We start from the raw sequence: 23,709 nt of genomic DNA on the forward strand, positions 1-23,709 counted from the left end.
TAATAATGACTTGTACTAAATTTAAATTAACTACAGTTGCAGCCCTAGTTTTGGCGGCAACTCATGCTAACGCAGCGCTTTACAAGGTAGTTGAAGTGACGCCTTCGATTACTGGCACATCAGAGATATTCGGTGTAGCTATTCAGCCTGGTACTGCTACAGACGGAACGAACGACCTTGCACTAGGATGTTTTGACGCTACCGCAACTAACTGTGCTGATACGACATTTAAATTAGCTGGTGAAACTCGCAATACGGTCGAGGCTGTAAGTTATCGCGAAGAAGTGCCTTTTGCCATGGATGCTCCGTTCCAATACATTCAAGAGTTCGATGATTTCGAAAACTATTGCTACCGAGAACTAAGATATTCTACATGTGAAAGCTGGGCGCAAAACCGTTGGAACGATACTTGGAGTAAGGAAAGAAATGACCTTACTTACGTCAATGCAAAAGCATTTGTAGAAGGTGGTGATACTTTTGACACTCGTAATACGGTAATTAACTCTCTAGATGATAATGCTCAACCGCTAGGTGTTAAATCTGAAGGCGACATTCGCAATAACGCGTTGTTTACGACGACAGCGAAACCTACCGGATCTTCTGAAACTCGTGCATGGAAAGCGATCACAGCAAGTAACGGCACTGTTTACAATGTAGGTAGTGTTTCTGTAAAAGGTCCTGGTACTGACACCTCTGACACGACGTTCAGCTCAAAAGCTGCTATTTGGGACGGAACGACGACTAAAGAAATTGATTGGATTCGCACCGGTGATGCTAGACAGGGTGATTATTTTGCCCAAGGTAGTATGCGTTCAATTGTTGAATCCAACTCTGTTTTTTATGGTGTTGGCTATAATACTGCCGATGGCAATGGCGATCTACAGGACATGAATGCTAGTGTATTTGTGAGTGGTTCATTAGATCTTGGCAGTGCAACATGGACGACTACACAGATTAGTGGTGCAGAGGTGAAGTCAGGCTCGTCTAATGACGATGCGAGATACAGTAACTCTGTTGCGACTGATATTAACAATAACTTGTTCGCTGTTGGTTATGCCAAACGTAATGGCTATGTGCCAGAGAATGGTAGTGCAGGTAATAAGATCTTTGTTGTAACGGATGCGACGAACCCAACAGCAACATTCTTGTCCGGTGGCATTTTCTTTAGTGGCTCAAGTGGTGAAGCTAAAGCGGTAAACAATTATAATGAATTTGTAGGCCAGATTGATGCGGAAACGACTCGTGAAGTTGATGGTAGTGAACGTAGACATCGTGGTTTTATTTACCCTTACGCTGTTGAGGCCCCAAATAATGTAAGAGTTGACGCAGTATTTAATAATCAAGCTTGGTGGCTAGACGACTTGACCAATGGTGCGAACACTGACGGTCAAGACTACTCTGATGCGAATAACTATTTCCGAATCATAGATGCAACAGGTATTAATGATGCAGGTGTTATCTCTGCGACTGCTATAAAATGTACTGTGGGTGGTAAGGCACAAGCGTATGATACAACCTCTCACAACTCATATTGTGGTGGCGCGTCATCTAACGCGGTAGAAGAGGTTGTTGCAGTTAAGCTTGTACCAATTGCCGGTGCAACTAAAGCTGATATCCAAACTCGTAGTGCCGACTCAGAGAAAGTTGATCGTCAAGGTGGTAGCCTAGGTTGGTTAACTTTGACTGTGCTTGGTCTGTTAGGGTTCCGCAGAAAATTTAAATAATTTATCTCTTGGGCCCGAGTTCACAATTCTGAACTCGGGCTTTTTTTCGCCTTGAGAAAAGTGAAAATCTGATCGATTCTTAAAGTTGGAGTCACAAAAACTCCGCAAAGTTGTAATCATTGTATGTTAGTAAATGGAACACCCGTATGAGGACTGCACTATGAAGAGACAAAAGCGTGATCGACTAGAACGAGCACAATCTCAAGGCTACAAGGCTGGTTTAAATGGACGGTCGCAAGAAGCTTGCCCATATAGCCAAATGGATTCTCGGTCTTATTGGTTAGGTGGATGGCGTGACGCCAAAGATGACAAGCAATCAGGTCTCTATAAGTAGATAGGGCGTAAAGAATTCAAGGTCAGGGCTCCATTGTATGTTGATTACAACGGCTGGAGCCTTGTTAGTTTCAGAACAACACAAAGACTCCCAGAGCTATGTAGCATTCTAGTTTCGCTATCATAAGCGTATCGCTGGTGGATTTATCCTGTTTCAAGCTTAATACGGGATACTTTAATGCACTATAACTAAATTTATTGGAACGAAAATAAAGCAGCCATGGGCTGCTTTACTAAAAATCTAACTATTAGATTAGAATGCTGACGTATCTTGGAAAAGGCCAACTTTCAAATCTTTAGCAACGTAGATCTCTTTACCATCAACAAGTACGCGACCATCCGCAAGGCCCATAACTAGACGACGGTTAACAACACGCTTCATGTGGATCTCGTAAGTTACTTTTTTCGCTGTAGGCAGAATTTGACCAGTGAATTTCACTTCGCCAACCCCTAGAGCACGACCTTTACCTTCACCGCCAACCCAACCAAGGTAGAAACCAACCAGCTGCCACATTGCGTCAAGGCCTAGACAACCAGGCATTACAGGGTCACCTGGGAAGTGACAATCGAAGAACCATAGGTCAGGAGTAATATCCAGCTCAGCAAGAACTAAACCTTTACCGTAATCACCTTCAGTTTCAGACATCTTAGTGATGCGATCCATCATTAGCATGTTCGGTGCTGGTAGTTGAGGGCCTTGTGGCCATAGTTCGCCTTGGCTTGATGCTAGAAGCTCTTCGCGAGTGTAAGAATCACGTTTGTTTTGCATTATCAATTACTCCGATTTTTGATAGGTGCATATTAGTGAACAGGTGTACGCTAAACAAGTCCGATCAGTACTAGACAAACCAGTTTTTAATGCGTCCAACGATTCCAATAGGGTGCTCATGTCTTTCAAAGTTTTCAATACGTTCCGCGATTTTACTCAGAACGCTTTCTTGTTCATCGTCTCTAAATGGTTTGTTCATAATGAGAGGAATTGCTTCGTCTACATTAGACACAGACCAAATATGGAATTCTTCATTCTTAATGCTTTCAATAAGGTCAGGCTTTAGTGCAAGATGCCTTAAGTTCGATCTTGGAAGGATCACACCTTGTTCGCCTGTTAAGCCGTTGTGCTTACACACATGGTAGAAGCCTTCGATTTTCTCGTTTAGCCCGCCAACAGCTTGCACACGTCCAAATTGGTCAACTGCACCTGTAACCGCAATTTGTTGATTGATAGGGTATTCAGACAAAGCACTCACCAAAGAGCAAAGCTCTGCAAGAGAAGCACTATCGCCATCTACTTCGCAATACGATTGCTCAAATACCACAGAAGCGGCATAAGGTAGCGGATCTTCAAGGTTGAGTGCGCTGCTCACAAATGCTTGCATGATCATCATACCTTTTGCATGAAGATTACCACCAAGTTCGGCTTTGCGCTCAACATCGGCAATATCACCATCACCAAAGTGAATAACACAGGAAATTCGTGCAGGTTCACCATACGATATCGGGTGTCCCGGTACATCGATGACCGTCAATCCATTAACTTGACCAACTTGTTCACCTTCAGTTTCGATAATGACTTGGCCATCACGAATATCATCAAGGGCGCGTTCTGGTAGATAAGATTCACGGTTGTATTTGTGCTGTTGAGCTTGCTGGATATGGTGAATATCAATCTCACCATTGTCGGCTTCAATCAAAGCTTCGTTCAATAACGCGTTGTGCCAAATAGGGCACAGTGGGATATAGCTTTGATCTTCGGTTTCTCTTGCTCCGGCAGTAAGAATGCCAGTCAACGCTTGTTGCGTGATGTTTGGTAATTCATAGCGTTGTTGAAGCCACTTAAGGTAACCAAGATATTGAGTCAAAGTCTCTTCAGAGAGCTTGATATCTTGTTCAATTTCGCTGAATAGGCAAAAACCGGTTTGAATATCGCTGTCTAGGTAATCAAGGTCACCTAGTTGAGCTCTGTCTCCAACAACAATCAACTTAATGTTGTAAGTCAAAGGCAAAGTCGGGGATTGGTTCAAGTGCTCTGGATTACTGCTGATTGGTTCTACGGCTTCACCAAGCAGTGCTGATTTAAGCAGTAACCAGCTTCCTGGGTTGGCCAAGATCAAGTTTGCTGAAACGATCAGATAACCGTTGTTTGCTCTAGCCAGTAGGCCAGGTTTTGTCGCAATAACCTTACCGTCTTTCGATTGAACTTGGTCAAATAGAGAGGCAGCATTTAAAGACTCAGTTTTGATAACCGGCAGAGTGTGATCATCTAAAGCAGTGACTAGAGATTCAACAATCATTTGACGATAGATTGAATTGTCCGGAGCATTTACCAGTAAAACGCGCGAAAGGTTAGACAAGCGAACAAAGCGGGTTAGCGCATCTTTGAATCTATGTTGAATATCTGAAAACGGGAAAGGCGAGATGTCAGGGAATTGCTCTAATTGAGCGCTATATTCGTCGTACTGAGGCGTAACATGTCGCCAATCTACTTGAGTCATTTAAGTTTCTGATTATGATAATGAGGTAGGGAGTATATAGAAAAACCGATCTCGCTTGTAGCTCTATGTGGTAGTTACTAATCACTAAGCTAATATAAGTATGATCTTGGTCTATTCTTTCAAGACAATAATTGTGAAATAACCCATTCTGGGTTACGCTGTCACTAGGATTAACTCTCGAGATTAGACATGAAATATCAGCAACTTGAAAACTTGGAATGTGGTTGGAAATGGAACTATCTGGTCAAAAAGTGGAAAGAAGGTGAATCGATTACTTGCCATATTGATTCAAGTGAAGCTGACGTTGCTGTTCAAGCCTTATTGAAGCTGGAACACCAGCCTACGGGTGTTCTTGAGTGGATCTCTAACAACATGTCTCCTGAGCTCGATAACAAGCTTAAACAAGCGATCAGAGCTAAGCGAAAACGCCACTTCAATGCTGAACAAGTTCATACAAAGAAGAAATCAATCGACCTTGATTACCGTGTATGGGAAAAGCTATCTCAACGTGCGAACGAGCTAGGTTGTACGCTCTCAGATGCCATCGAGTATTTGGTTAGCGAAGCGTCTCGTAGTGAGCAGGCCAGCAAGACGGTGACTAGCCTCAAAGAAGACTTAAGCAAGCTCCTTTCTGACGATAAATAACCATCAACAGTAGTGGTGACATTATGATGTACGTAATCTTAATCGGTGCGGTATTAGTTTTTTGGTTAGTAGCAGTCGATCGACCGGTATTGAAAATTAAATTTAGCGACGGGGCGATCGAACAAGTTAAAGGGCATCTTCCACCGAGCTTTAAGCACAACCTTCAAGAGATTGGTCATAACAATACCTTTAAAGGCGAGCTAAAAGTGTATGCAAAACGTTCTGGTTACAATCTCAAGTTCACTAAAGATGTTCCTAAAAACGTACAGCAACGTATTCGTAACGTGTTCCCGCATAATGGTTTTAAGTCTAAAGGCTCAAAGAAAGCGTAATCGTTGAGAGTTACGCGTTAGCTGGTCAATCCTCATACTAAGTTAATCCTTCATTTCTCTTAAATCTCCGCATACTGTTCTCACCCTCAACAAAGAGAGAGCAGTATGAGATATCTAGTATTACTATTATGTTTTTTATCCCCAGTCGCTTTTCCCGACGATGCATTGGTTAATCCTGTAGCTAAAAAGATAAAAGTCACCGTCATGAAAGGGCTCAACAAGAGTAATGTTGATTTCGAGGGTTATTGCGATCTGATGATTGAGATGAAGCACTCTAAAGGTTATGCAAGAATCAAAAAGGTGAGAACGTCTGGAGATAGTAAAGTTTGCAAGCAGGCGAAAAAACACCTACCGACGAAGAAAAGGTTCAAATACAGCTTTCCAGAAAAGTATATCCGGCTACATATCACACACTAGCCACTCTCAACGCACTATAACTAAATATCCTTAATTTTATTGAAACAATTTCGTGAACCAATCTCTAATTTCTATTAATATTAGTTTTGTTATAAAGGCAGGATATGCCGATACAAGAGCATTTACGGCAAAGGAAAGTCACGGTTGTTGTTAGCAAATAAAAGTTATACCCCTGAAGTAGTTGAGATCTCAAGGAAGGTCTCAATCAATGTTGAAGCTCGCTTTAATCGATGGTTAATCTCACCTGAATATAAGCTCGCACAATCCACAGTAGACACGTTACTAAGTTTGGAAAATAGGTATTGTGATAGTGTCATATTTGATGAATCTGACCGCATATCTCACAATCAACGTATTTTATTGCGCTGCGAGCAGGATAGAGTCAATGCTCATCGTGAAAAAGTCGACGCGAAGCAACAAACCTTACGATACGTTATCGATGATGTCAGCAATGCCGCTTCTGCGCTAATGCTTGAGAAGCTTCAAGGTACCTTAATAAGTTCGTTGTTTTCAGACTTACCCGATTACAATCAGTTCGCTAGTGTTGCGTATTCGCCATCTTTAAACTTTTCCAAACTCCATGAAATATCCGCGAAAAGTAGGCCATTGAGCTCAAGTTTAATCGAGTTTGTTTCCAATCAAGAGTTTGCAGATAAATATGGAAAGAAATCTAAGGTAATTCTCGATCCAAAAGTTGCAGCACGACAAATAGGAATAGAAAATTGTCGTTTATTGTTCCCATTGTTAATGAGTCAACAGCTGATTAAGTGGAATGATGGCAACATTAAACACATCACACCTAAGGTTTGGCAACACTTGGTCGTGACGTCAAATGCGACTCGAATTCGACTTCAAGAAACGTCGGTTAAAGATCCTAACGTAGGCATTTTACTTGGTGTGTTGAGAGTTCTGCCTTTGTTTTTAATTTGTAACCACTTTTCTTCAACGTTTGAAGACGCATTGGTAAAAACGATGCTTGGTTATCGTGAAGCAAGTGACAAGCATGACGAATATTATGCTTGTACTGAGGTGATGCCAAACACACAGTTTCTTGAATCAATGGTCGAGAAGCTAGAGCTTAAGCTACTAAAAAACCTCGTTGAATTTATAGATTGGAGCCCTGGAAATCAGTTCATCAAGAGGGCACTTCTAGAGGAAGTGAATGACATTCCAGTACTTGAGCGAACGGTTTATGGTGCAGCTTTGGCTCAAGGTAGAAAATATTCTGTTTTCGAGGCGTTAGATAATAGTGAACTATTTAACGTTAAGCACCGACCTTATTGGTTTTCAACTGTTCAAATGTCTATCGCGACGATTGAGCAGATGCAAGATAAAGGATTGGGAAAGCTTACGGTGAACATGTAATAAAAAGAGAGAGTCTCATTAATGTCGCTCTCTTTTTTGTTGCGCTGTAACTTTATGTGAATGTCTTGTTTTGGCGCTAAACAGTAGGATTACACTCTACTTAACTGACCACTTCGAAGGTAAACGACTCTTGCTTTGCTATTGCGTGTTTAACAGGGATACCAAGGCGCTGGCAAGTCATCAGAACTTTCAATTTCCTGTCGGCAGGAGCGTGCTCTGACAGAATCACCGAGCTTAGGCACTCTCTATTAAGGTAGAGTTTATTTCCGATCACCTCGTCATCAGGTAATACCCAGCGGTATTCCTTTTCATAACGCCAATTAGAATGCTTAATTTTGAATATCTCAGCTCCCAGTCTTGATGTTTGTAAACCTCTTAGCGATGCCGGGCGGAACATATTCGGTTCGTCTTCATACTGGACTTCAAAACAGTTGAGATTGGCCTCGCCGTTATAGCAGTTGAGATCATACTCGATACACATGCCTTTAAAGTTGTCACCATACTGCGACCATAGTATTGGGTGGTCGTTCGACTGAGAGAAACACATGATCTTAAAGTTTTGTTGAAGCTCTTTGTTGAATGCGTGGTTAGATTCAAAAGGGTTATTAAAAGTTTTAGCGTAATCAAACCACAACGAACACTCGGAAATAGATTGTATGTTTCTGTCGTGGAGCGATCTGAACTTATAAAGTTTAGGCAACATATCAAACACCTAGTTTACAAAATTGCCTGATGTTAACACTTTAATTTATTTTTAAGGATTGAATGCATAGCATTTGATTGCTTAATCACCAAATTTATTCGTATAACTGTTTGATATATCAAAATTTAAACACGAAATAGTAGCCTGTTAAAGTGGTTTATTTTGCGTTAGGGCAAAGCTTTCAAGTTGTAACTTTTTACAGAAGATACAACGTAACTTTATTTATGGTTGAATTGTCTTGTCAAAGTAGAGGTCGAGTAGGGAAATAGGTGATCAAAATTAAAGCCGAGCTTTAAAAGGACGGCTTTAGTAGTATTGAGCCTACGAGTGAATCAAGTTTAGAAGTGGTACCTTGCACCTAGGTAAGCGGTTTGAGGTGACACATCGATGGATTCAATTTCAACGTTTGCATAGCGGTAACCAATATGGATATCGATGTTGTCTGTTACCATCGCACCAAGCTCAGCACCAACTTGGTAGGCTGCTTCAGACTTAGAGTCTGATACTCCAAAAGCTTTCGCTTCCATATCCATAGAGCCAACACCGGCTAATAAAGATACATACAGATCTAATACGTCACCTTCAACAATAAACTTTGGTTTAATGTTTACGAAGAAAGCATGGCCTTCAATATCCATTAAGTCGTTATAGCTAACTTTTCCGATTTTTCGGTACTCGGCTTCTAGCCCCAGTTTGACGACATCATGTGTATTGAATTCGTAGCCTCCAACCAAGTTATAGCTAAAGTCTGATAGATCAGATGAATCTTCAATGGCGCTGCCACGATATTCTAATTCAGTTTCATTATAAAAGCCGATATCAACACCAGCATAAAAATGACCATGCTCTCTAGGTGAGTTTTCGTTTTCACTAGCAAGCGCCTGCGAGCTGATGCCAAAAAAAGCGGTGAATAGCGATAGGGCGATTGTACTGATTTTCATGTAAAGCCTTCTAAGATAATAAGTTATTCTGTTCCAGAATATGTTAACAAACAAAAGATACTCTAACTAATTGAGAACTAGCCTAAAGATCTGATTTTAAAGACTTGTTGGTAATAGAAGTGTCATTATCGCAGTTATGAGACAAGTTAATATAGTCCAGACAGAGGTTAATAGAATTTATGTTGCACTGTAACTTACGATTAGCCAAGTCGTTTATAGAAGTTCGTTTTGGATGGCAACGCAGTTTGGTAACAATGACCGTTGGGCATCAGAAAATTCAAAGTTAGTGGTTTGAAAAACGAGTACGGATGTTACTGATGACGTTGATAGTTGATTCAATTTGGTGAAGAACAAGCCAACATAGGTAAACAAGACTAGATGATTCGGGAGTTCGCTTGGTCTTTTGGGACCGTTAAATCTAGCGAACAAGAGTAACCAAGTCTTTTCAGTTTATTGGTAGTACGGACAATAGACCGAGAGTTAGTGGAAGCGTTAATCATCTAGGTTCTTTTGGTAAGCAAAATCAGGGTAATAGCTTTTAACACTCAACCAGCAGAGACTCTGGACTAACTTTGGAGAGGCATCCGTAATTAGAAGTCTTAATTAAGTTTGAGCAGACATGTGATAAAGCCATCACGATTTAATCCAATTAACGCGGAGTCAAAGCCAGCCAGTAATTAAATAGATAGATTCATGCGGCGCTGTACGTAAAATTACGCGAGTAACAGGCCCTGAAACCTCTCAGATTTCAATCTCCTTTTTGGTGCGTATTATGTATATTATGTTAAATGGTGTTTGGTATTTATAAGGCAGGTATCTTTGTGCGATGCCCTGCCTCTTGTTTATCTACCAAATCGATGTTCTATTTAACAGTAAGGCTATTTACCATAAAATACCTAATAAACATATTTCCTAATCTTCGATTAAGAATACGTTTATTAGACTTCAAGCATTAATCGATCAATTGCTTCTGTGATCTCTTTAGTTCTTACTGGCTTGGTCACGAAATCATTCATGCCGACATCTAAGCACGAACATTTGTCTTCTACTGATGTGTGTGCTGTTAGCGCAACGATTGGTGTTTTGATGTTTGCGTCTCTCATGTATTTGGTTGTGGTTAATCCATCCATGACCGGCATCGACACATCCATTAAGATAATGTCTATTGATTCGTTGCCTCTTTCAATAAAGCCAATCGCTTCTTCACCATTACTTGCGATGAAAACCTCGTGGCCTTGTCTTGTAAGGATTAACTTTATCACCATTTGATTCGTTGGATTGTCTTCGACAACTAACACTGAATAACGGCTTCTTAACTCTCGTGAAGATTCGTCTTCTTTGTTAGCCAGATTATTCGTAACTCTAGTAAGCACTGGCAACTGTACTTCGAATTTGGAGCCTTTTCCAGGCTCACTCTTTACCGATATGCGCCCGCGCATCAGTTCAACCAGTCTTTTAGTGATGGCCAAGCCTAAACCTGTGCCACCAAATCTACGTGTGATTGTGCTATCAGCTTGCACAAATGGACTGAACAGCGACGAAAGTTGTTGCGAGCTAATGCCAATCCCTGTGTCTTCCACCGTTATATAGAAAGAGCTCTGCTGGTACTTTATAGAAACATGGACATGCCCACGCTCAGTGAACTTAATCGCGTTACCGATCAAATTAAATAGGATCTGTGCCAAGCGACTTGGGTCGATGTAATGAAGTTCACCTTCAGGGATATCGCTAGTTACTGTTAGCGGCAAACCTTTATCGTCTGCTGTCTTCTTTTGTTCAGATAATACAAAAGTTACAGTGTCTCTTACGTTGCTCCATTGAGGAGCCAACGAGAAACACCCAGATTCAATCTTAGAAAAATCCAATACGTCACTGATAATTGCCAGCAATAGCTCAGATGATGTGCTCATATTAAGCAGTATAGACTGTTGTTCTTCGTTCAATGATGTGGATTTTAGGGTGTCTATTAGGCCAATTATGGCATTTAGCGGTGTTCTTAATTCATGACTCATCATCGCGAGGAATTCAGACTTGGCCTTGTTGGCTCTTTCTGCGTCTTTTCTTGCTGTGACAAGCTCTGCGGTACGTTCTCGAACGGTTGCTTCAAGCTTTTCTTTGTTCTCAATATCGAAAACAGCACGCTCTATCAACGGTCGAAAACGGTTTAGTGTGGCCTTAGTTTCAATACTAAAGTGCTTGGTATTCGAGTGGATAAAGATGATGACGGATTGTGTTAGTCCGCTATCGATACCAGTAATTAGAACAGAGTTGATTTGATCGAGGATAATGGGATGTAAGGAATTGAATTCACCCAGAGACTTGGGTTCAAAAAGGATGGCGCATTCTCCATTGATCACTCGAGATAACTTGCCACAATCACTCCAATTCATCTGTTCGAAGACTTTGTTATTGCTTAGCAGGGTTTTGAAACTGCCTTCGTTCCCTACCCTTGATACCACGATAAAGTCATCAAACTTAATGTATTTTTTGAGCACGAACTCGAGACTGGAGAATATCTCAGATATGTTACTTGCCTTACTGATCGCAGAGATGGTTGATAAGATCACCCTGTTCTCTTCAGCCAGCTTTCGCTCACGGGCTTTTAGTTTTTGCAGTTCAATACGTGCTTCTTGCAGCGCTTCTTGACCTTCAGAACCCATTACTTTTTCAACCTATAAAACGTTGCAGACGATACCATTAAATTCCCGTGTGCATTCTCGCCACCAGAGAGCCTGCCTTGTTCACCAAACGTAAATGGACATATGTATGGGAGCCCATTAAGTGCTTGATTTATTTGGTCACAAACCTCATCCATATCTTGTTTAAGGTTCAACATTGGGCCTGCACAAAAGATATTGATCGCCCCTAGTTTCTCTTCAAGATCCATGTCGTTGTAGTATGAGGAGTGAATGATATTCGCGGCGCGGCTAATCAACTGCTGCTTAGACCCTTGCATCAGGTAGATGGTGTCGCCTTCACTGATGTCTGTGAACAGCTCAATCCCATTACACTCCGTCTCTCTGATCGAATGAGACAATTTGAAATATGGGTAATCGTAAGAAGAGCCGACTTTCCTGCCTAATGGGTAGACTGACGACTTTTCGAATATGTAGCCATCATCACTGCCATCTAAGTGGAAATTAGTCCATTCGTTGTAAACGGTGACGGCTGGCCTGTGGTCTATCTCCAACAAAATTCGGTTTCTTACTTTGGTCACGGTGCCTGAATACCGCGTAGGCGTATGACCCGCGCTGAAAGAGGAATAGATGGACTGAGACGCAAACACTACCGTTAAAGACACACCATTTATAGACAGCGACTCTTCGGTGAAGATACTCCAATTTCCGGAAACCTGGTTGTCTGCAGCACTGCCACCAATAATTGGCACTTCAGTACCAAATTTCTTATCGATAGCCGCCATCACCTTTTCTTCGTTACCCGGTGTGGAATGCAGCAAGATAAGATCAGGAATTTCACCTTCTCGGTTGGCGTTCTTGAGTGCTTTGTCTATCGCGCTGAAGGTACTGCGGTCTATGGAGTCGCTGAAATGTTCGATTCCCGTACCATAGGCGTTGATCCCCGAGTCATAAATAATGAGGACGCCAATGACTGGACCAGAATGAAAACCAGTTTCGGTCATAATGCCGTGACAAGTAGTACAGCCATGTATGGGAGTGTTCGGGAGAGCATCTACGAAATATCTCTGCACAGCGAGTGTCGAATACTCTTCTGTGCAGTAGCAAATAAGACAAGCAATATCGTCAGGGTTTTCCACCCCGCTGAGCAACTCATCTACTGCGATTTTATCGTCTAGGGAGTAAGAGACTTTTGATAGAAATTTCATAGATTCTGGGTAACTTTATTAATGCTCTCTTTATAACACTTTAATGCATTGTGTTTCACTGATTTGGTACATGTTTCTATCAAAAGAACCGAGGTGTGCCCCAGTTTCTCTCTGTTACTCCTTAGAAAGGTTTACAGAAAACGTGCTCACCTGTTGTGGAAATGTAACCGTTATTGAGGAGGTCTTATCACTAGTTTGTAACAGCCAATTTGATGGTCCTTTTTCTTCCAGAATTCCGCTTTCATTATAGCTAATGATAAATTTGCCAGTTTTAGATGTTTCGATCCAATACCCTAGGTTATTGCTTGAAACTGAAACATTATGATTATCAATACCAAATTTACAAGGTTTTGAAACTATACAGTTTACTGTTTCGTTATTATCGTATGTTACTGTTCTCCAAGTAAATGCAGCTATTAAAATAACCAACATGACGATAATTTGAACAAGCCTGCCTTTTGTTAGCTTTTGTGCCGCCATTATAATCTTTACTCCTTGTTACAAAGTTCAAAGTTTTTAAATAAAAATCCAATTCCAGACCAAGCGTAAGGTTACTACTCTGTCATTGATTTGTTAATTCAAGTATAGTGTCGCGTTGAAAATGCCACTTTTTTTTAAAATCAGCAAGTGGAAATAAAGCCCTGAATAGGCTGAATTTCCTTTTCTAATTTGGGTGGCATTACGACGTGAGTCGTGTTGGAAGTAAAGTGTAGTAAATAAGAAATTGGAAGCATGCAAATGAGCCAAGAAAAGCAGCTTGAACAAAACTACAACTATACGGTCGTCCGTCAATTTACCCTAGTTACAATTTTGTGGGGTATTGTCGGTATGGGCGTTGGTGTTTTGATTGCCGCTCAATTAGTTTGGCCACAGCTAAACTTTGATACGCCGTGGTTGACGTACAGTCGTTTACGTCCCCTGCATACTAATGCGGTTATTTTTGCGTTCGGTACAAGTGCGCTGTTTGCAACATCATATTATGTTGTACAACGTACCTGTCAGACGCGTCTCTTTGGTGGCCCTCTCGTAGCCTTTACCTTTTGGGGTTGGCAAGCGATTATCCTGTCCGCTGCAATTACTTTACCGTTAGGTTTAACCTCTGGTAAAGAATACGCAGAACTTGAATGGCCAATCGATATTGCTATTACTCTTGTGTGGGTAGCTTATGCGGTCGTGTTCTTCGGAACCATGATTAAACGTAAGACATCGCACATTTACGTAGCAAACTGGTTCTTCGGAGCCTTCATTATCACGGTTGCCGTGTTGCACATCGTTAACAGCCTAGCTGTTCCTGTCTCTGCGTTTAAATCGTACTCGATTTATTCCGGAGCGATCGATGCAATGGTGCAATGGTGGTACGGACACAATGCGGTAGGCTTCCTATTGACAGCTGGTTTCCTAGGCATGATGTACTACTTCGTTCCTAAACAAGCTGGTCGCCCTGTTTACTCTTACCGTTTGTCGATTGTTCACTTCTGGGCTCTCGTGTCTCTGTATATCTGGGCTGGTCCTCACCACCTACACTACACTGCACTTCCTGACTGGACTCAATCTCTAGGTATGGTTATGTCTTTGGTTCTGTTTGCTCCATCTTGGGGTGGCATGATCAACGGTATTATGACTCTATCTGGTGCGTGGCATAAGCTTCGCTACGACCCAATCCTACGTTTCCTAATCGTTTCTCTATCATTCTACGGCATGTCGACTTTCGAAGGCCCAATGATGGCAATCAAAACGGTTAACGCACTATCTCACTACACGGACTGGACTATCGGTCACGTTCACTCTGGTGCGTTAGGTTGGGTTGCAATGGTTTCTATCGGTTCGGTTTACCACTTAGTTCCTAAACTATTTGGTCAAGAGCGTATGTACTCTGTATCCCTAATCAATGTTCACTTCTGGTTAGCAACGATTGGTACGGTTTTCTACATTGTAGCAATGTGGATCTCTGGCGTGATGCAAGGTCTGATGTGGCGTGCAGTTAACTCTGACGGTACATTAACTTACAGCTTCGTTGAATCTGTAGAAGCGTCTTACCCGTTCTACTTTGTACGTTTCTTAGGTGGTTTCATCTTCCTATCTGGTATGTTCTTAATGGCATACAACACGTACAAAACTGTTTCTGCACCTAAAGATAGCCTTAAAGCTATCCCTCAACCGGCTTAAGGAGATTTAGAATGAGCTCAAATTCAAATAATCGCCATGAGTTGGTAGAGAAGAATGTTGGCCTACTAGCGATTCTTATCGTTATTGCTATCAGTTTTGGTGCTTTAGTAGAAATTACCCCACTTATTTTCCAAAAGCAGACTACTGAACCTGTAGAAAATCTACGTGTTTACTCTGCTCTGGAAATGGAAGGTCGTGATATCTACATTCGCGAAGGTTGTAACGTATGTCACAGCCAAATGATTCGTCCTTTCCGCTCTGAAACTGAACGTTACGGTCACTACTCTGTAGCTGGCGAAAGCGTCTGGGAACACCCATTCCTATGGGGTTCTAAGCGTACTGGTCCTGATTTAGCGCGTGTTGGTGATCGTTACTCTGATGAGTGGCACCGCGTTCACCTTATCGACCCTCGCGAACTTGTTCCTGAATCAAACATGCCTGGTTTCCCATGGCTTGCTGAGAATGTACTTGATGGCAAATTGACTAAACAGAAGCTTGAAATCTTCCGTAATCAATTTGGTGTTCCTTACACAGACGAACAAATTGCTAACGCTAAACAAGATGTTGAAGGAAAAACAGAGATGGATGCAATCATCGCTTACCTTCAATCGCTTGGCCACGCAATGAAATAAGGAATAATTATGGACATTATTACATTTCAAAGTGTTTGGACTGTTACTGTTTTTGCTTGTTTCATCGGCATCGTTTGGTGGGCTTTCGGTAAAAATCGTAAGTCGCGCTTCGACGAAGATGCAAACCTAGTGTTCGCTGATGAAGCACCTGCGAAAGATAAAAATCAAGGAGTGACGAAGTAATGAGTACATTCTGGAGTATTTGGGTAACAGTAATCACAATCGGTACATTGATTGGCTGTGCAGCCTTACTTCGTTGGTGTTCCAACGATAAAACAGGTGTAGAAGAAGGTCAGGATATGGGCCATGAATACGATGGTATTCGTGAGCTTAATAACCCGCTACCTAAATGGTGGACATACCTTTTCGTTAGCACAATTGTGTTTGCAGCTGTTTATCTAGCTCTATACCCAGGCCTTGGCAACTTTAAAGGTCTACTAGGTTGGACGAGTTCAAACCAAACAGTTCGTAGCGTAGAAGAGTCTCGCTCTGCAATCGCTGCTGCGCAAGCAAACAAACAGTTAGACGCATACGCGAAAGAGCTTGATGATGCAGACACCTACTTTGGTGAAGCATTCAGAAAGCTAGCTCACGACGAAAATGGTCTACGTTCCGTCCCTGACATTGCATCAGATGCTGATGCAATCAAAGTGGGCCAACGTTTGTTCCTACAAAACTGTTCTCAGTGTCACGGCTCTGATGCACGTGGTCAGAAAGGTTTCCCGAACCTAACTGATGACGCATGGTTATATGGTAGTGAACCACAAGCTATCGTTACTACCATCATGCATGGTCGTGTCGGTCAAATGCCAGGTTGGAAAGACGCTCTTGGCGAAGAAGGCGTAAAAGAAGTAGTTAGCTACACGCTTAGCCTTTCTGGTCGTAGCGTAAACGCACGTGAAGCAGAGGCTGGTAAAGCTCGCTTTGTAGTGTGTGCAGCGTGTCACGGTACTGATGGTAAGGGTAACCCTGCTGTTGGCGCCCCTGACCTGACTGACCGCGACTGGCTATTCGGCGATTCTCGCGCTGATGTGACGGAAACAGTCATGTACGGACGTTCTGGTGTAATGCCGGCTTGGAAGGACATCCTCGGTGAGGATAAGGTTCAGCTCGTCTCTGCCTACGTCTGGAGCCTCAGCAACTCAGATAAAGAGTAACATAATAATAACAGCCCCTTCTTAAGGGGCTGTCTTTCTTTTACAGTTATAACCTTAAGTGTTTGTAAAAATTAGTTTTATTTCATTGTATATATTGAGAATAATAATATGGAACAACCTTGGTATAAGCAGTTTTGGCCGTGGTTTTTGATCTTCCTAACCGTTGGCGTTTCTATGCTAACATTGGTTCGAGTCGCGATACTTACCAACCATTCAGTTAACGTTGTCACTGAAGATTACTATAAAAAAGGTAAAGGTATTAATGTCGACATTTCGAAAGTAAATGTTGCTAAAGAGCTTGGCTTATCAGCTTCAGTTAGCGAGAAAGGTAACTCAGTTATCATTACTCTCGACAAAGGCAAACTAGACCACTTCCCTGCTATTAGCGCAATGTTCGTGCACCGAACGCTGCCTGACCGTGATTTTACTCAGCTACTGACCGCTGATGCGAGAGGCAACTACACGTTGACTCTGGATCATGAAATGCAAGGTCCATGGTTTATCGAGCTTTCTCCGCATGATTCTGAATGGTTAGTGCAAGGTCGCATGAACTTCCCTATTGATACTCCTACTCAACTAACGAACTAAATCTTATGTGTGAATCCTGTTATCACTGCGGTGAAGATGTACCAGCGGAAACGGATTTTAAAGTAGAAATCTTAGGATCGGTGCGACCTATGTGTTGTCCGGGTTGCGAAACCGTAGCCCAGACAATCGTTGATAGCGGTCTGGTCTCTTACTACCAATATCGTACCGCTCCAGCTGAAAAAGCGGATCTCGTGCCAGAGCAACTTCTGGCACTCAGTCATTACGACAACGAAGATGTTCAATTGGAGTTCGTCCGTAACTCTGAAAACACCTCTGAAGTGACATTGTCACTAGAAGGTGTCTCTTGTGCTGCTTGTGCTTGGCTTATTGAAAAGCAAGTCTCTTCAAAGTTAGGGGTTGTTAGTATTCGTGTTAATACCACGACTAACCGCGCCCTGCTCAGTTGGGACAACACTCAGACGAAACTGAGCGAGCTGTTGTCTGCAATCCATACCTTAGGCTACAAAGCCGCACCTTTTGAGGCTGATCAACAAGAAGCCGCCTATCATCGATCGATGAAGAATTATCTCTATCGTCTTGGTATTGCTGGTTTAGCAACCATGCAGGTCATGATGCTGGCTGTGGCGTTGTATCTTGAAGTCTTCGGTAACCTTGAGCCCGAATTCAAAAGCTACTTCCGTTGGGTGAGCTTAATCTTTGCAACACCGGTTCTGCTCTACTCTGCATTGCCTTTCTATATCAACGCGTGGCGTAGCCTCAAAGGTCGAACATTGGGTATGGATGTACCTGTGTCGATCGCTCTTTTGTTTGCCTACGTTGCAAGTTTGGTCGCAACGGTGACAGAGAAAGGTGAAGTATTCTTCGAATCTATCTCGATGTTTACCTTCTTCCTACTGCTTGGTCGTTTCCTTGAAATGCGCGCTCGTCGTAAAGCCGCCGCTGCTAGTGGTAACCTGCTTAAGCTCGTTCCTGCTATGGCAACAACGTTAGATGGCGAACAAGTTCCAGTCAAAACCTTAAAAGTTGGCGACCAAATTCGCGTTCTACCGGGTGAGCACATTCCTGCCGATGGCAAAGTATTGTCTGGCAGAGTTCATATCGATGAATCGATGCTGACTGGCGAATCTATCCATGTGGTCAAAAACGAAGGCGATACCGTCTTTGCTGGTACATTGAATGGTGATGAATCATTTGAATTGGAAGTAATGACGTCAAAAGCGGATTCGGTTATTTCCAATATCGTTCGCCTGCAAGACGAAGCGCAATTGTCTAAACCCCGCATTGCAGAAATTGCTGATGTTGTGGCTCGATACTTTGTTGCGGTGATCTTAATCATCTCATTCGGTACTTGGTTTTACTGGCACCAAACACGACCAGAAGACGCTTTCTGGATCATGCTTTCGGTATTGGTAGCAACGTGTCCTTGTGCTCTGTCACTGGCAACACCGACGGCGATTACCTGTTCCACTTCTCGCATGGGTAACTTCGGTATTTTGCTGCGCAAAGGCCACGTATTCGAAACCTTGTGCAAAGTGAATCACTTGATCATCGATAAAACAGGTACATTGACTGAGGGTGATATTCGTATCAGCCAAGTTGAAACCTTCGCTGAACTTGATAAAGACACTTGTCTCAAAGTAGCGGCGAGCCTGGAACAACACGCTAACCACCCTATCGCTAAAGCGTTCAAGACTCATCTTTCTGATGAGATCGAAGTAGAGTCAGTTAATAACGTGATTGGTTCAGGTATCACTGGTGAGTGGAATGGCCAAGAAGTTGCGATTGGTAGTAGTGAATTCATTCTAGGTGAAGCTCAACCATCGGAAAGCAACGGCATTTACTTGTCGATGGCGGGTCGTCATATCGCTACATTTACTTATGAAGATCCAATCCGTAAAGAAAGCATCGAGTTTATTAAGCAATTTAAAGAAGCGGGCATCAAAACAACTCTGCTTACTGGCGATTCTTTGATTAACGCGAAGCCTGTTGCTGAAGAGATTGGTATTACTGATATTGTTGCTAACGCGAAACCTGAAGATAAACTTGCTTACCTGAACTCTCGAGATGCAAGTGACATTACCATGATGGTTGGCGATGGCATTAACGATGCCCCTATTCTTGCAGGTGCCCACCTTTCTGTCGCTATGGGCGGCGGTACAGACGTGGCGAAAGCTTCTGCGGATATGGTGTTACTGGGTGATAAGCTCGATAGATTACTTAAGTCGCGTACTTTGGCGTTAAAAACACGTAAGATAATTCGTGAAAACCTAGCTTGGTCATTAGGATATAACTTACTTATCCTTCCATTGGCTGTCGCGGGTTTGGTTGCTCCATACATTGCCGTTGTGGGCATGTCTGCCAGCTCTATTATTGTTGTGTCTAACTCGTTAAGGCTTTTAAAAGAGCAAGGTAAATAATGGAAAGTTTATACATCCTGATCCCCATTGCGATTGTACTGGTGTGCATCGCTGTTGGTATTTTTCTATGGGCGGTGAAGAGCGAACAGTTTGAAGACCTAGAACGTCAAGGTCACAATATACTGTTTGATGAAGACGAAAAGGCTCACAACCATTCTGATAGTAAACCTGTCAAGAATGAGAAAGCTAACAGCGAAAGCCAAACTAACGTAGACAAAAAGAACGATGACGCCTGATTGGATCGGAGCCTTTGTTGTTGGATTGATCGGCGCAGGCCACTGCATGGGAATGTGTGGTGGTATTGCGTCGCTTCTTTCGATTGGCAACAGTAAACCTTCCCCTGTTATTCCCCTACTTTATAACCTAGGGCGCTTGCTAAGTTATGCCGTGATTGGTGGTGTGATTGGCGGTGCAATCTCTTCGATAGGTCAGCTAAGCGATTTTAACGCTCTGCTAGGTTGGCTGCGATTATTTGCAGCTGGCTTTATGATCGTCTTAGGTTTGTATATCGGTAAATGGTGGTTCGGCTTGTTGTTCTTTGAAAAAGTCGGGCAGAAACTATGGCGCTATATCTCTCCTTTAGGTAAATCATTTCTACCCTTGAAGCACCCTAGCCATGCTTTGCCGTTTGGCTTTATTTGGGGTTGGCTACCATGTGGCTTAGTTTACTCAATGCTTACGTGGGCGGCCGTATCAGGAAGTTGGTACAACGGTGCAGGTATTATGCTTGCTTTCGGTTTAGGTACGCTTCCAGCAATGCTCACAGTAGGCATGGGCGCTAATTTCCTCAAAAAACTGCAACAAGCTGACTTATTTCGCCAATTAGGCGCAATTTTAATCCTCCTTTACGGTTTCTATACCGGATATATGGCATTGCAGCTCATTATTTATACCGTATAGGTAATCTTTAAATCCGGTTTTTTTACTACCCAACTGGATAAAGGAATGCTAAAATATTGACGTATATCAAATAGTGAAAGATTGTTATGATTTCTGAAAAGCCTGTGACGAAACGTGTTCAGTCTGGTGGCTGTGCGATCCATTGCCAGGATTGTAGTATTAGCCAGCTCTGTATTCCGTTTACTTTGAATGAATCTGAACTCGATCAACTTGATCAGATCATTGAGAGAAAAAAGCCTATTCAAAAAGGCCAAGAGTTATTTAAAGCCGGTGACGAGCTTAAATCTCTATATGCTATTCGCTCTGGAACGATCAAGAGCTACACGATTACTGAGCAAGGTGATGAGCAGATTACTGCGTTCCACCTAGCGGGCGATCTTGTTGGCTTCGATGCGATTACTGGTGACCAACACCCTAGTTTCGCACAAGCGCTAGAAACTTCTATGGTATGTGAAATCCCATATGAGATTCTTGATGACCTATCAGGAAAAATGCCTAAATTGCGTCAGCAAATTATGCGCCTGATGAGTAATGAGATTAAAGGTGACCAAGAAATGATTCTGCTTCTTTCTAAGAAGAACGCGGAAGAGCGCCTTGCTGCATTCCTTTATAACCTTTCTACTCGCTTCTCTCAACGTGGCTTCAGCCCGCGTGAGTTCCGCCTAACGATGACTCGTGGTGATATTGGTAACTACCTTGGTTTGACTGTTGAAACAATTAGCCGTCTTCTAGGCCGTTTCCAAAAAGCAGACATCTTGAGCGTTAAAGGCAAATATATCACTATCGAAGATCACGATGCGTTGATGGAACTTGCTGGCGTTTCAAAAGAATAGTCTAGATATCAATGATGTAGTTCAATAATGAGCTACATCATGTTTCTCTCTTAAAACCTCTTATATTTCTCTTAATCTCTCCATAACTACGCTACATTATTTATATGTTCGGTCTGAAAAGTAGGCTTAGTTATGAGTATCTATAACAAAATTTTAGTTGTCGCAGACATTAATCACGATGAGCAACCTGCTCTAGTTCGTGCTATCCAACTTGCTAAGAAAAGCACCTCAACAAGCCACATCACTTTCTTTTTGTCGATATACGACTTCTCGTATGAAATGACATCTATGCTCTCTATCGATGAAAGAGACGCAATGCGCAAAGGCGTAATTCATCAACGCGAAATTTGGATGAATAAAGTCGCAGAACCTTACCTAGATGATTCTATTGAATTTAATGTACAAGTGGTTTGGCACAACCGCCCATACGAAGCGATCATTGCCGAGGTTTACAGTGGTGAGCACGACATCTTAATCAAAGGCACGCGTAAGCACGATACCTTGGAATCTGTCATCTTTACTCCAACCGATTGGCATTTATTGAGAAAGTGCCCTAGCCCAGTGCTATTGGTTAAAAACGATTTCTGGCCAGATCACGCGAAGATTTTTGCTTCAGTTCATGTAGGTTCTGAAACAGAAGCTCATTTAGAGCTTAACGATACGATGGTCGACAGATTGCTAGAGATCACCGGTCGTTTGGATGCGGAACCGTTCTTGGTGAATGCCTACCCTGTGACACCTGCGAATATTACCATTGAACTGCCAGAGTTTGATCCAACGTCTTATACCGATGCGGTTCGTGGCCATCACTTAACGGCAATGAAAGCATTGCGCCAGAAGCACGGTATGTGTGAAGAACAAACTGTGGTTGAACAAGGCTTGCCAGAAGATGTTATTCCTCGCGTCGCTTCTGAAAATAACGCTGCGATGGTGATTCTGGGTACAACGGGTCGTACTGGCTTGTCTGCCGTGTTTATTGGTAATACCGCGGAACATGTTATCGATAAGATTAACTGTGATGTGTTGGCTCTTAAACCGTCTGGTTACGTCAGCCCACTAGACCCTAACCTTTCGAAAGGTTAGGTCAGGGATAGTTTAACTTATAAAAAAACGCCTCAAGCATTGCTTGAGGCGTTTTTGTTTGTCTGTTGTAGGCGCATCTATTGCTCTACAACGATTATTCTTATTATACGTTCGTTACGTCGATGAACATTGACTCATCGATGTTAGAAGATGAAATTTCAGCTTCTTCGAATTCGTACGCTTTGCGGTCTTCACTACGGTCTAGTGGAAGGTTCACGAAGTCAAACAGCTCGCGGTCAGCCAGTTGGCTTGGACTTACGTTCTGGATTGACTTGAAGATCTTCTCAACACGACCTGGCGTTTTCTTATCCCAAGCAATTAGCATCGCTTTAATGTTCTGACGCTGTAGATTCTCTTGAGAGCCACATAGGTTACAAGGAATGATTGGGAACTCTTTATGTTCTGCGTATTTGATTAGGTCCGTTTCACGACAGTAAGTCAGTGGACGAATAACAACGTTACGACCATCATCTGAACGAAGCTTTGGTGGCATAGCCTTTAAGCGCGCACCGTGGAACATGTTTAGGAACATGGTCTCAACGATGTCGTCTAGGTGGTGACCCAGAGCGATCTTAGTTGCACCAATCTTCTCTGCGAATGAGTACAAAGTACCACGACGAAGACGAGAACATAGGCCACACGTTGTTTTACCTTCTGGCACTTTCTCTTTAACCACTGAATACGTGTCTTTATCTACGATGTAGTAAGGAATGTTCAGCGTTTCAAAGTACTCAGGAAGAATGTGTTCAGGGAACCCAGGTTGTTTTTGATCTAGGTTTACTGCCACAACATCAAATTTGATCGGTGCTGCTTCACGTAAACGTAGCAAAATATCTAACATCGCAAATGAATCTTTACCGCCACTAATACATGCCATTACTACGTCATTCTCTTCGATCATGTTGTAGTCGATGATGGCATTTCCAACATTTCTTCTCAGACGTTTCTGAAGTTTGTTGAATTCAAGTGTTTCTTTTCTATTATCGTTTTGGTTCATTGCGACTCTCACACCGTCGTATTACCGACTGTAGATTGCTAGTGGGACTGTTTTAGGGCGTGGATTATACGGATTTTTATTTGATGTTGAAATAGTAACGGCCGGATAAACAAGCTGAGTAATAGAAAGATTCTGCTTTTATTGTTCGATAAGCGCCTAAACGGCAGAGAAACGCGGCT

General features: G+C 42.5%; 24 protein-coding genes. 16 read left to right on the forward strand and 8 right to left on the reverse strand.

The genetic code is table 11. From position 1 onward, the window contains the following. The first annotated feature begins 5 nt into the window (after positions 1–5). A complete protein-coding gene (locus tag AB6D06_RS07800) occupies positions 6–1,724 on the forward strand; it encodes a DUF3466 family protein (protein ID WP_372099255.1) in 1,719 nt (572 codons plus the stop codon). Between the two features lie 160 nt (positions 1,725–1,884). Then, positions 1,885–2,058 (forward strand): ribosome modulation factor, encoded by a 174-nt coding sequence (rmf, locus tag AB6D06_RS07805; protein ID WP_017059676.1) that lies wholly within the window; start codon positions 1,885–1,887, stop codon positions 2,056–2,058. A gap of 252 nt (positions 2,059–2,310) precedes the next feature. On the opposite strand, the gene fabA is transcribed toward rmf, so the two are convergent. Together fabA and AB6D06_RS07815 are read right to left on the reverse strand one after the other, a co-directional pair. Further along, positions 2,311–2,826, reverse strand: coding sequence for a bifunctional 3-hydroxydecanoyl-ACP dehydratase/trans-2-decenoyl-ACP isomerase (fabA, locus tag AB6D06_RS07810; RefSeq protein ID WP_017059675.1), 516 nt, complete (start codon positions 2,824–2,826; stop codon positions 2,311–2,313). Positions 2,827–2,896: 70 nt separating this feature from the next. Next, the gene (locus tag AB6D06_RS07815) at positions 2,897–4,549 is read right to left on the reverse strand and encodes an AAA family ATPase (protein WP_372099254.1); all 1,653 of its coding nucleotides are present in this window, start codon (positions 4,547–4,549) and stop codon (positions 2,897–2,899) included. 189 nt (positions 4,550–4,738) lie between these two features. Between AB6D06_RS07815 and matP the strand changes: the two genes are divergently transcribed. From matP to AB6D06_RS07835, 4 genes are all read left to right on the forward strand, one after another. Further along, entirely contained in the window at positions 4,739–5,194 is a 456-nt protein-coding gene (gene matP, locus AB6D06_RS07820) for a macrodomain Ter protein MatP (RefSeq protein ID WP_010440786.1), read from the forward strand. Between the two features lie 23 nt (positions 5,195–5,217). Further along, complete coding sequence (locus AB6D06_RS07825; RefSeq protein WP_017059672.1) at positions 5,218–5,526, forward strand: DUF3634 family protein; 309 nt, start codon at positions 5,218–5,220, stop codon at positions 5,524–5,526. A gap of 105 nt (positions 5,527–5,631) precedes the next feature. After that, entirely contained in the window at positions 5,632–5,943 is a 312-nt protein-coding gene (locus tag AB6D06_RS07830; RefSeq protein WP_017059671.1) for a hypothetical protein, read from the forward strand. Positions 5,944–6,087: 144 nt separating this feature from the next. Next, positions 6,088–7,308, forward strand: a complete 1,221-nt coding sequence (locus AB6D06_RS07835; RefSeq protein ID WP_372099252.1) for a hypothetical protein — start codon at positions 6,088–6,090, stop codon at positions 7,306–7,308. Between the two features lie 100 nt (positions 7,309–7,408). On the opposite strand, the gene AB6D06_RS07840 is transcribed toward AB6D06_RS07835, so the two are convergent. The 5 genes from AB6D06_RS07840 to AB6D06_RS07860 all read right to left on the reverse strand — a co-directional run bounded on the left by AB6D06_RS07840 (position 7,409) and on the right by AB6D06_RS07860 (position 13,276). Continuing rightward, positions 7,409–8,011, reverse strand: coding sequence for a DUF2971 domain-containing protein (locus AB6D06_RS07840; RefSeq protein WP_372110098.1), 603 nt, complete (start codon positions 8,009–8,011; stop codon positions 7,409–7,411). A gap of 338 nt (positions 8,012–8,349) precedes the next feature. Then, positions 8,350–8,952: a porin family protein gene (locus AB6D06_RS07845; RefSeq protein ID WP_017059668.1), complete on the reverse strand. Its 603-nt coding sequence runs from the start codon at positions 8,950–8,952 to the stop codon at positions 8,350–8,352. Between the two features lie 938 nt (positions 8,953–9,890). Continuing rightward, positions 9,891–11,612 (reverse strand): ATP-binding protein, encoded by a 1,722-nt coding sequence (locus AB6D06_RS07850; RefSeq protein WP_017059647.1) that lies wholly within the window; start codon positions 11,610–11,612, stop codon positions 9,891–9,893. Then, complete coding sequence (locus AB6D06_RS07855; protein ID WP_017059646.1) at positions 11,612–12,796, reverse strand: FIST signal transduction protein; 1,185 nt, start codon at positions 12,794–12,796, stop codon at positions 11,612–11,614. The genes AB6D06_RS07850 and AB6D06_RS07855 overlap by 1 nt, the downstream gene beginning before the upstream one ends. A 114-nt stretch (positions 12,797–12,910) precedes the next feature. Continuing rightward, on the reverse strand, positions 12,911–13,276 hold the full coding sequence (locus tag AB6D06_RS07860) for a hypothetical protein (protein WP_372110099.1): 366 nt from the start codon (positions 13,274–13,276) through the stop codon (positions 12,911–12,913). Positions 13,277–13,528: 252 nt separating this feature from the next. Here AB6D06_RS07860 and ccoN point away from each other — a divergent pair, with 252 nt between their 5' ends. From ccoN to uspE, 10 genes are all read left to right on the forward strand, one after another. After that, entirely contained in the window at positions 13,529–14,962 is a 1,434-nt protein-coding gene (ccoN, locus tag AB6D06_RS07865; protein WP_009846707.1) for a cytochrome-c oxidase, cbb3-type subunit I, read from the forward strand. 11 nt (positions 14,963–14,973) lie between these two features. Further along, on the forward strand, positions 14,974–15,594 hold the full coding sequence (gene ccoO / locus AB6D06_RS07870; protein WP_017059643.1) for a cytochrome-c oxidase, cbb3-type subunit II: 621 nt from the start codon (positions 14,974–14,976) through the stop codon (positions 15,592–15,594). A 9-nt stretch (positions 15,595–15,603) separates the two neighbouring features. Next, complete coding sequence (locus AB6D06_RS07875; RefSeq protein ID WP_004733679.1) at positions 15,604–15,777, forward strand: CcoQ/FixQ family Cbb3-type cytochrome c oxidase assembly chaperone; 174 nt, start codon at positions 15,604–15,606, stop codon at positions 15,775–15,777. After that, a complete protein-coding gene (ccoP, locus tag AB6D06_RS07880) occupies positions 15,777–16,751 on the forward strand; it encodes a cytochrome-c oxidase, cbb3-type subunit III (RefSeq protein ID WP_372110100.1) in 975 nt (324 codons plus the stop codon). The genes AB6D06_RS07875 and ccoP overlap by 1 nt, the downstream gene beginning before the upstream one ends. Positions 16,752–16,859: 108 nt before the next feature. Then, on the forward strand, positions 16,860–17,339 hold the full coding sequence (locus AB6D06_RS07885) for a FixH family protein (protein WP_017059641.1): 480 nt from the start codon (positions 16,860–16,862) through the stop codon (positions 17,337–17,339). Positions 17,340–17,344: 5 nt separating this feature from the next. Next, positions 17,345–19,717: a heavy metal translocating P-type ATPase metal-binding domain-containing protein gene (locus tag AB6D06_RS07890; RefSeq protein WP_029235846.1), complete on the forward strand. Its 2,373-nt coding sequence runs from the start codon at positions 17,345–17,347 to the stop codon at positions 19,715–19,717. Then, the gene (gene ccoS / locus AB6D06_RS07895) at positions 19,717–19,953 is read left to right on the forward strand and encodes a cbb3-type cytochrome oxidase assembly protein CcoS (protein WP_017059639.1); all 237 of its coding nucleotides are present in this window, start codon (positions 19,717–19,719) and stop codon (positions 19,951–19,953) included. Before AB6D06_RS07890 ends, ccoS begins: the two co-directional genes overlap by 1 nt. Next, on the forward strand, positions 19,943–20,617 hold the full coding sequence (locus AB6D06_RS07900) for a sulfite exporter TauE/SafE family protein (protein ID WP_017059638.1): 675 nt from the start codon (positions 19,943–19,945) through the stop codon (positions 20,615–20,617). The genes ccoS and AB6D06_RS07900 overlap by 11 nt, the downstream gene beginning before the upstream one ends. 86 nt (positions 20,618–20,703) lie before the next feature. Next, a complete protein-coding gene (locus tag AB6D06_RS07905) occupies positions 20,704–21,450 on the forward strand; it encodes an FNR family transcription factor (protein ID WP_017059637.1) in 747 nt (248 codons plus the stop codon). Positions 21,451–21,582: 132 nt separating this feature from the next. Then, positions 21,583–22,533 (forward strand): universal stress protein UspE, encoded by a 951-nt coding sequence (gene uspE / locus AB6D06_RS07910; RefSeq protein WP_017070547.1) that lies wholly within the window; start codon positions 21,583–21,585, stop codon positions 22,531–22,533. Positions 22,534–22,636: 103 nt separating this feature from the next. On the opposite strand, the gene ttcA is transcribed toward uspE, so the two are convergent. Further along, positions 22,637–23,530, reverse strand: a complete 894-nt coding sequence (gene ttcA, locus AB6D06_RS07915; RefSeq protein WP_372110101.1) for a tRNA 2-thiocytidine(32) synthetase TtcA — start codon at positions 23,528–23,530, stop codon at positions 22,637–22,639. Positions 23,531–23,709 lie beyond the last annotated feature (179 nt).

The sequence above is a fragment of the Vibrio sp. 10N.239.311.G01 genome (genome assembly GCF_041465805.1).
Taxonomy (GTDB): domain Bacteria; phylum Pseudomonadota; class Gammaproteobacteria; order Enterobacterales; family Vibrionaceae; genus Vibrio; species Vibrio crassostreae_C.

Bases quoted from the DNA above. Each gene is read 5' to 3' on its own strand.
- AB6D06_RS07800 (WP_372099255.1), top strand. From the start codon at position 6: ATGACTTGTACTAAATTTAAATTAACTACAGTTGCAGCCCTAGTTTTG.
- rmf (WP_017059676.1), top strand. From the start codon at position 1,885: ATGAAGAGACAAAAGCGTGATCGACTAGAACGAGCACAATCTCAAGGC.
- fabA (WP_017059675.1), bottom strand. From the start codon at position 2,826: ATGCAAAACAAACGTGATTCTTACACTCGCGAAGAGCTTCTAGCATCA.
- AB6D06_RS07815 (WP_372099254.1), bottom strand. From the start codon at position 4,549: ATGACTCAAGTAGATTGGCGACATGTTACGCCTCAGTACGACGAATAT.
- matP (WP_010440786.1), top strand. From the start codon at position 4,739: ATGAAATATCAGCAACTTGAAAACTTGGAATGTGGTTGGAAATGGAAC.
- AB6D06_RS07825 (WP_017059672.1), top strand. From the start codon at position 5,218: ATGATGTACGTAATCTTAATCGGTGCGGTATTAGTTTTTTGGTTAGTA.
- AB6D06_RS07830 (WP_017059671.1), top strand. From the start codon at position 5,632: ATGAGATATCTAGTATTACTATTATGTTTTTTATCCCCAGTCGCTTTT.
- AB6D06_RS07840 (WP_372110098.1), bottom strand. From the start codon at position 8,011: ATGTTGCCTAAACTTTATAAGTTCAGATCGCTCCACGACAGAAACATA.
- AB6D06_RS07845 (WP_017059668.1), bottom strand. From the start codon at position 8,952: ATGAAAATCAGTACAATCGCCCTATCGCTATTCACCGCTTTTTTTGGC.
- AB6D06_RS07850 (WP_017059647.1), bottom strand. From the start codon at position 11,612: ATGGGTTCTGAAGGTCAAGAAGCGCTGCAAGAAGCACGTATTGAACTG.
- AB6D06_RS07855 (WP_017059646.1), bottom strand. From the start codon at position 12,796: ATGAAATTTCTATCAAAAGTCTCTTACTCCCTAGACGATAAAATCGCA.
- AB6D06_RS07860 (WP_372110099.1), bottom strand. From the start codon at position 13,276: ATGGCGGCACAAAAGCTAACAAAAGGCAGGCTTGTTCAAATTATCGTC.
- ccoN (WP_009846707.1), top strand. From the start codon at position 13,529: ATGCAAATGAGCCAAGAAAAGCAGCTTGAACAAAACTACAACTATACG.
- ccoO (WP_017059643.1), top strand. From the start codon at position 14,974: ATGAGCTCAAATTCAAATAATCGCCATGAGTTGGTAGAGAAGAATGTT.
- AB6D06_RS07875 (WP_004733679.1), top strand. From the start codon at position 15,604: ATGGACATTATTACATTTCAAAGTGTTTGGACTGTTACTGTTTTTGCT.
- ccoP (WP_372110100.1), top strand. From the start codon at position 15,777: ATGAGTACATTCTGGAGTATTTGGGTAACAGTAATCACAATCGGTACA.
- AB6D06_RS07885 (WP_017059641.1), top strand. From the start codon at position 16,860: ATGGAACAACCTTGGTATAAGCAGTTTTGGCCGTGGTTTTTGATCTTC.
- AB6D06_RS07890 (WP_029235846.1), top strand. From the start codon at position 17,345: ATGTGTGAATCCTGTTATCACTGCGGTGAAGATGTACCAGCGGAAACG.
- ccoS (WP_017059639.1), top strand. From the start codon at position 19,717: ATGGAAAGTTTATACATCCTGATCCCCATTGCGATTGTACTGGTGTGC.
- AB6D06_RS07900 (WP_017059638.1), top strand. From the start codon at position 19,943: ATGACGCCTGATTGGATCGGAGCCTTTGTTGTTGGATTGATCGGCGCA.
- AB6D06_RS07905 (WP_017059637.1), top strand. From the start codon at position 20,704: ATGATTTCTGAAAAGCCTGTGACGAAACGTGTTCAGTCTGGTGGCTGT.
- uspE (WP_017070547.1), top strand. From the start codon at position 21,583: ATGAGTATCTATAACAAAATTTTAGTTGTCGCAGACATTAATCACGAT.
- ttcA (WP_372110101.1), bottom strand. From the start codon at position 23,530: ATGAACCAAAACGATAATAGAAAAGAAACACTTGAATTCAACAAACTT.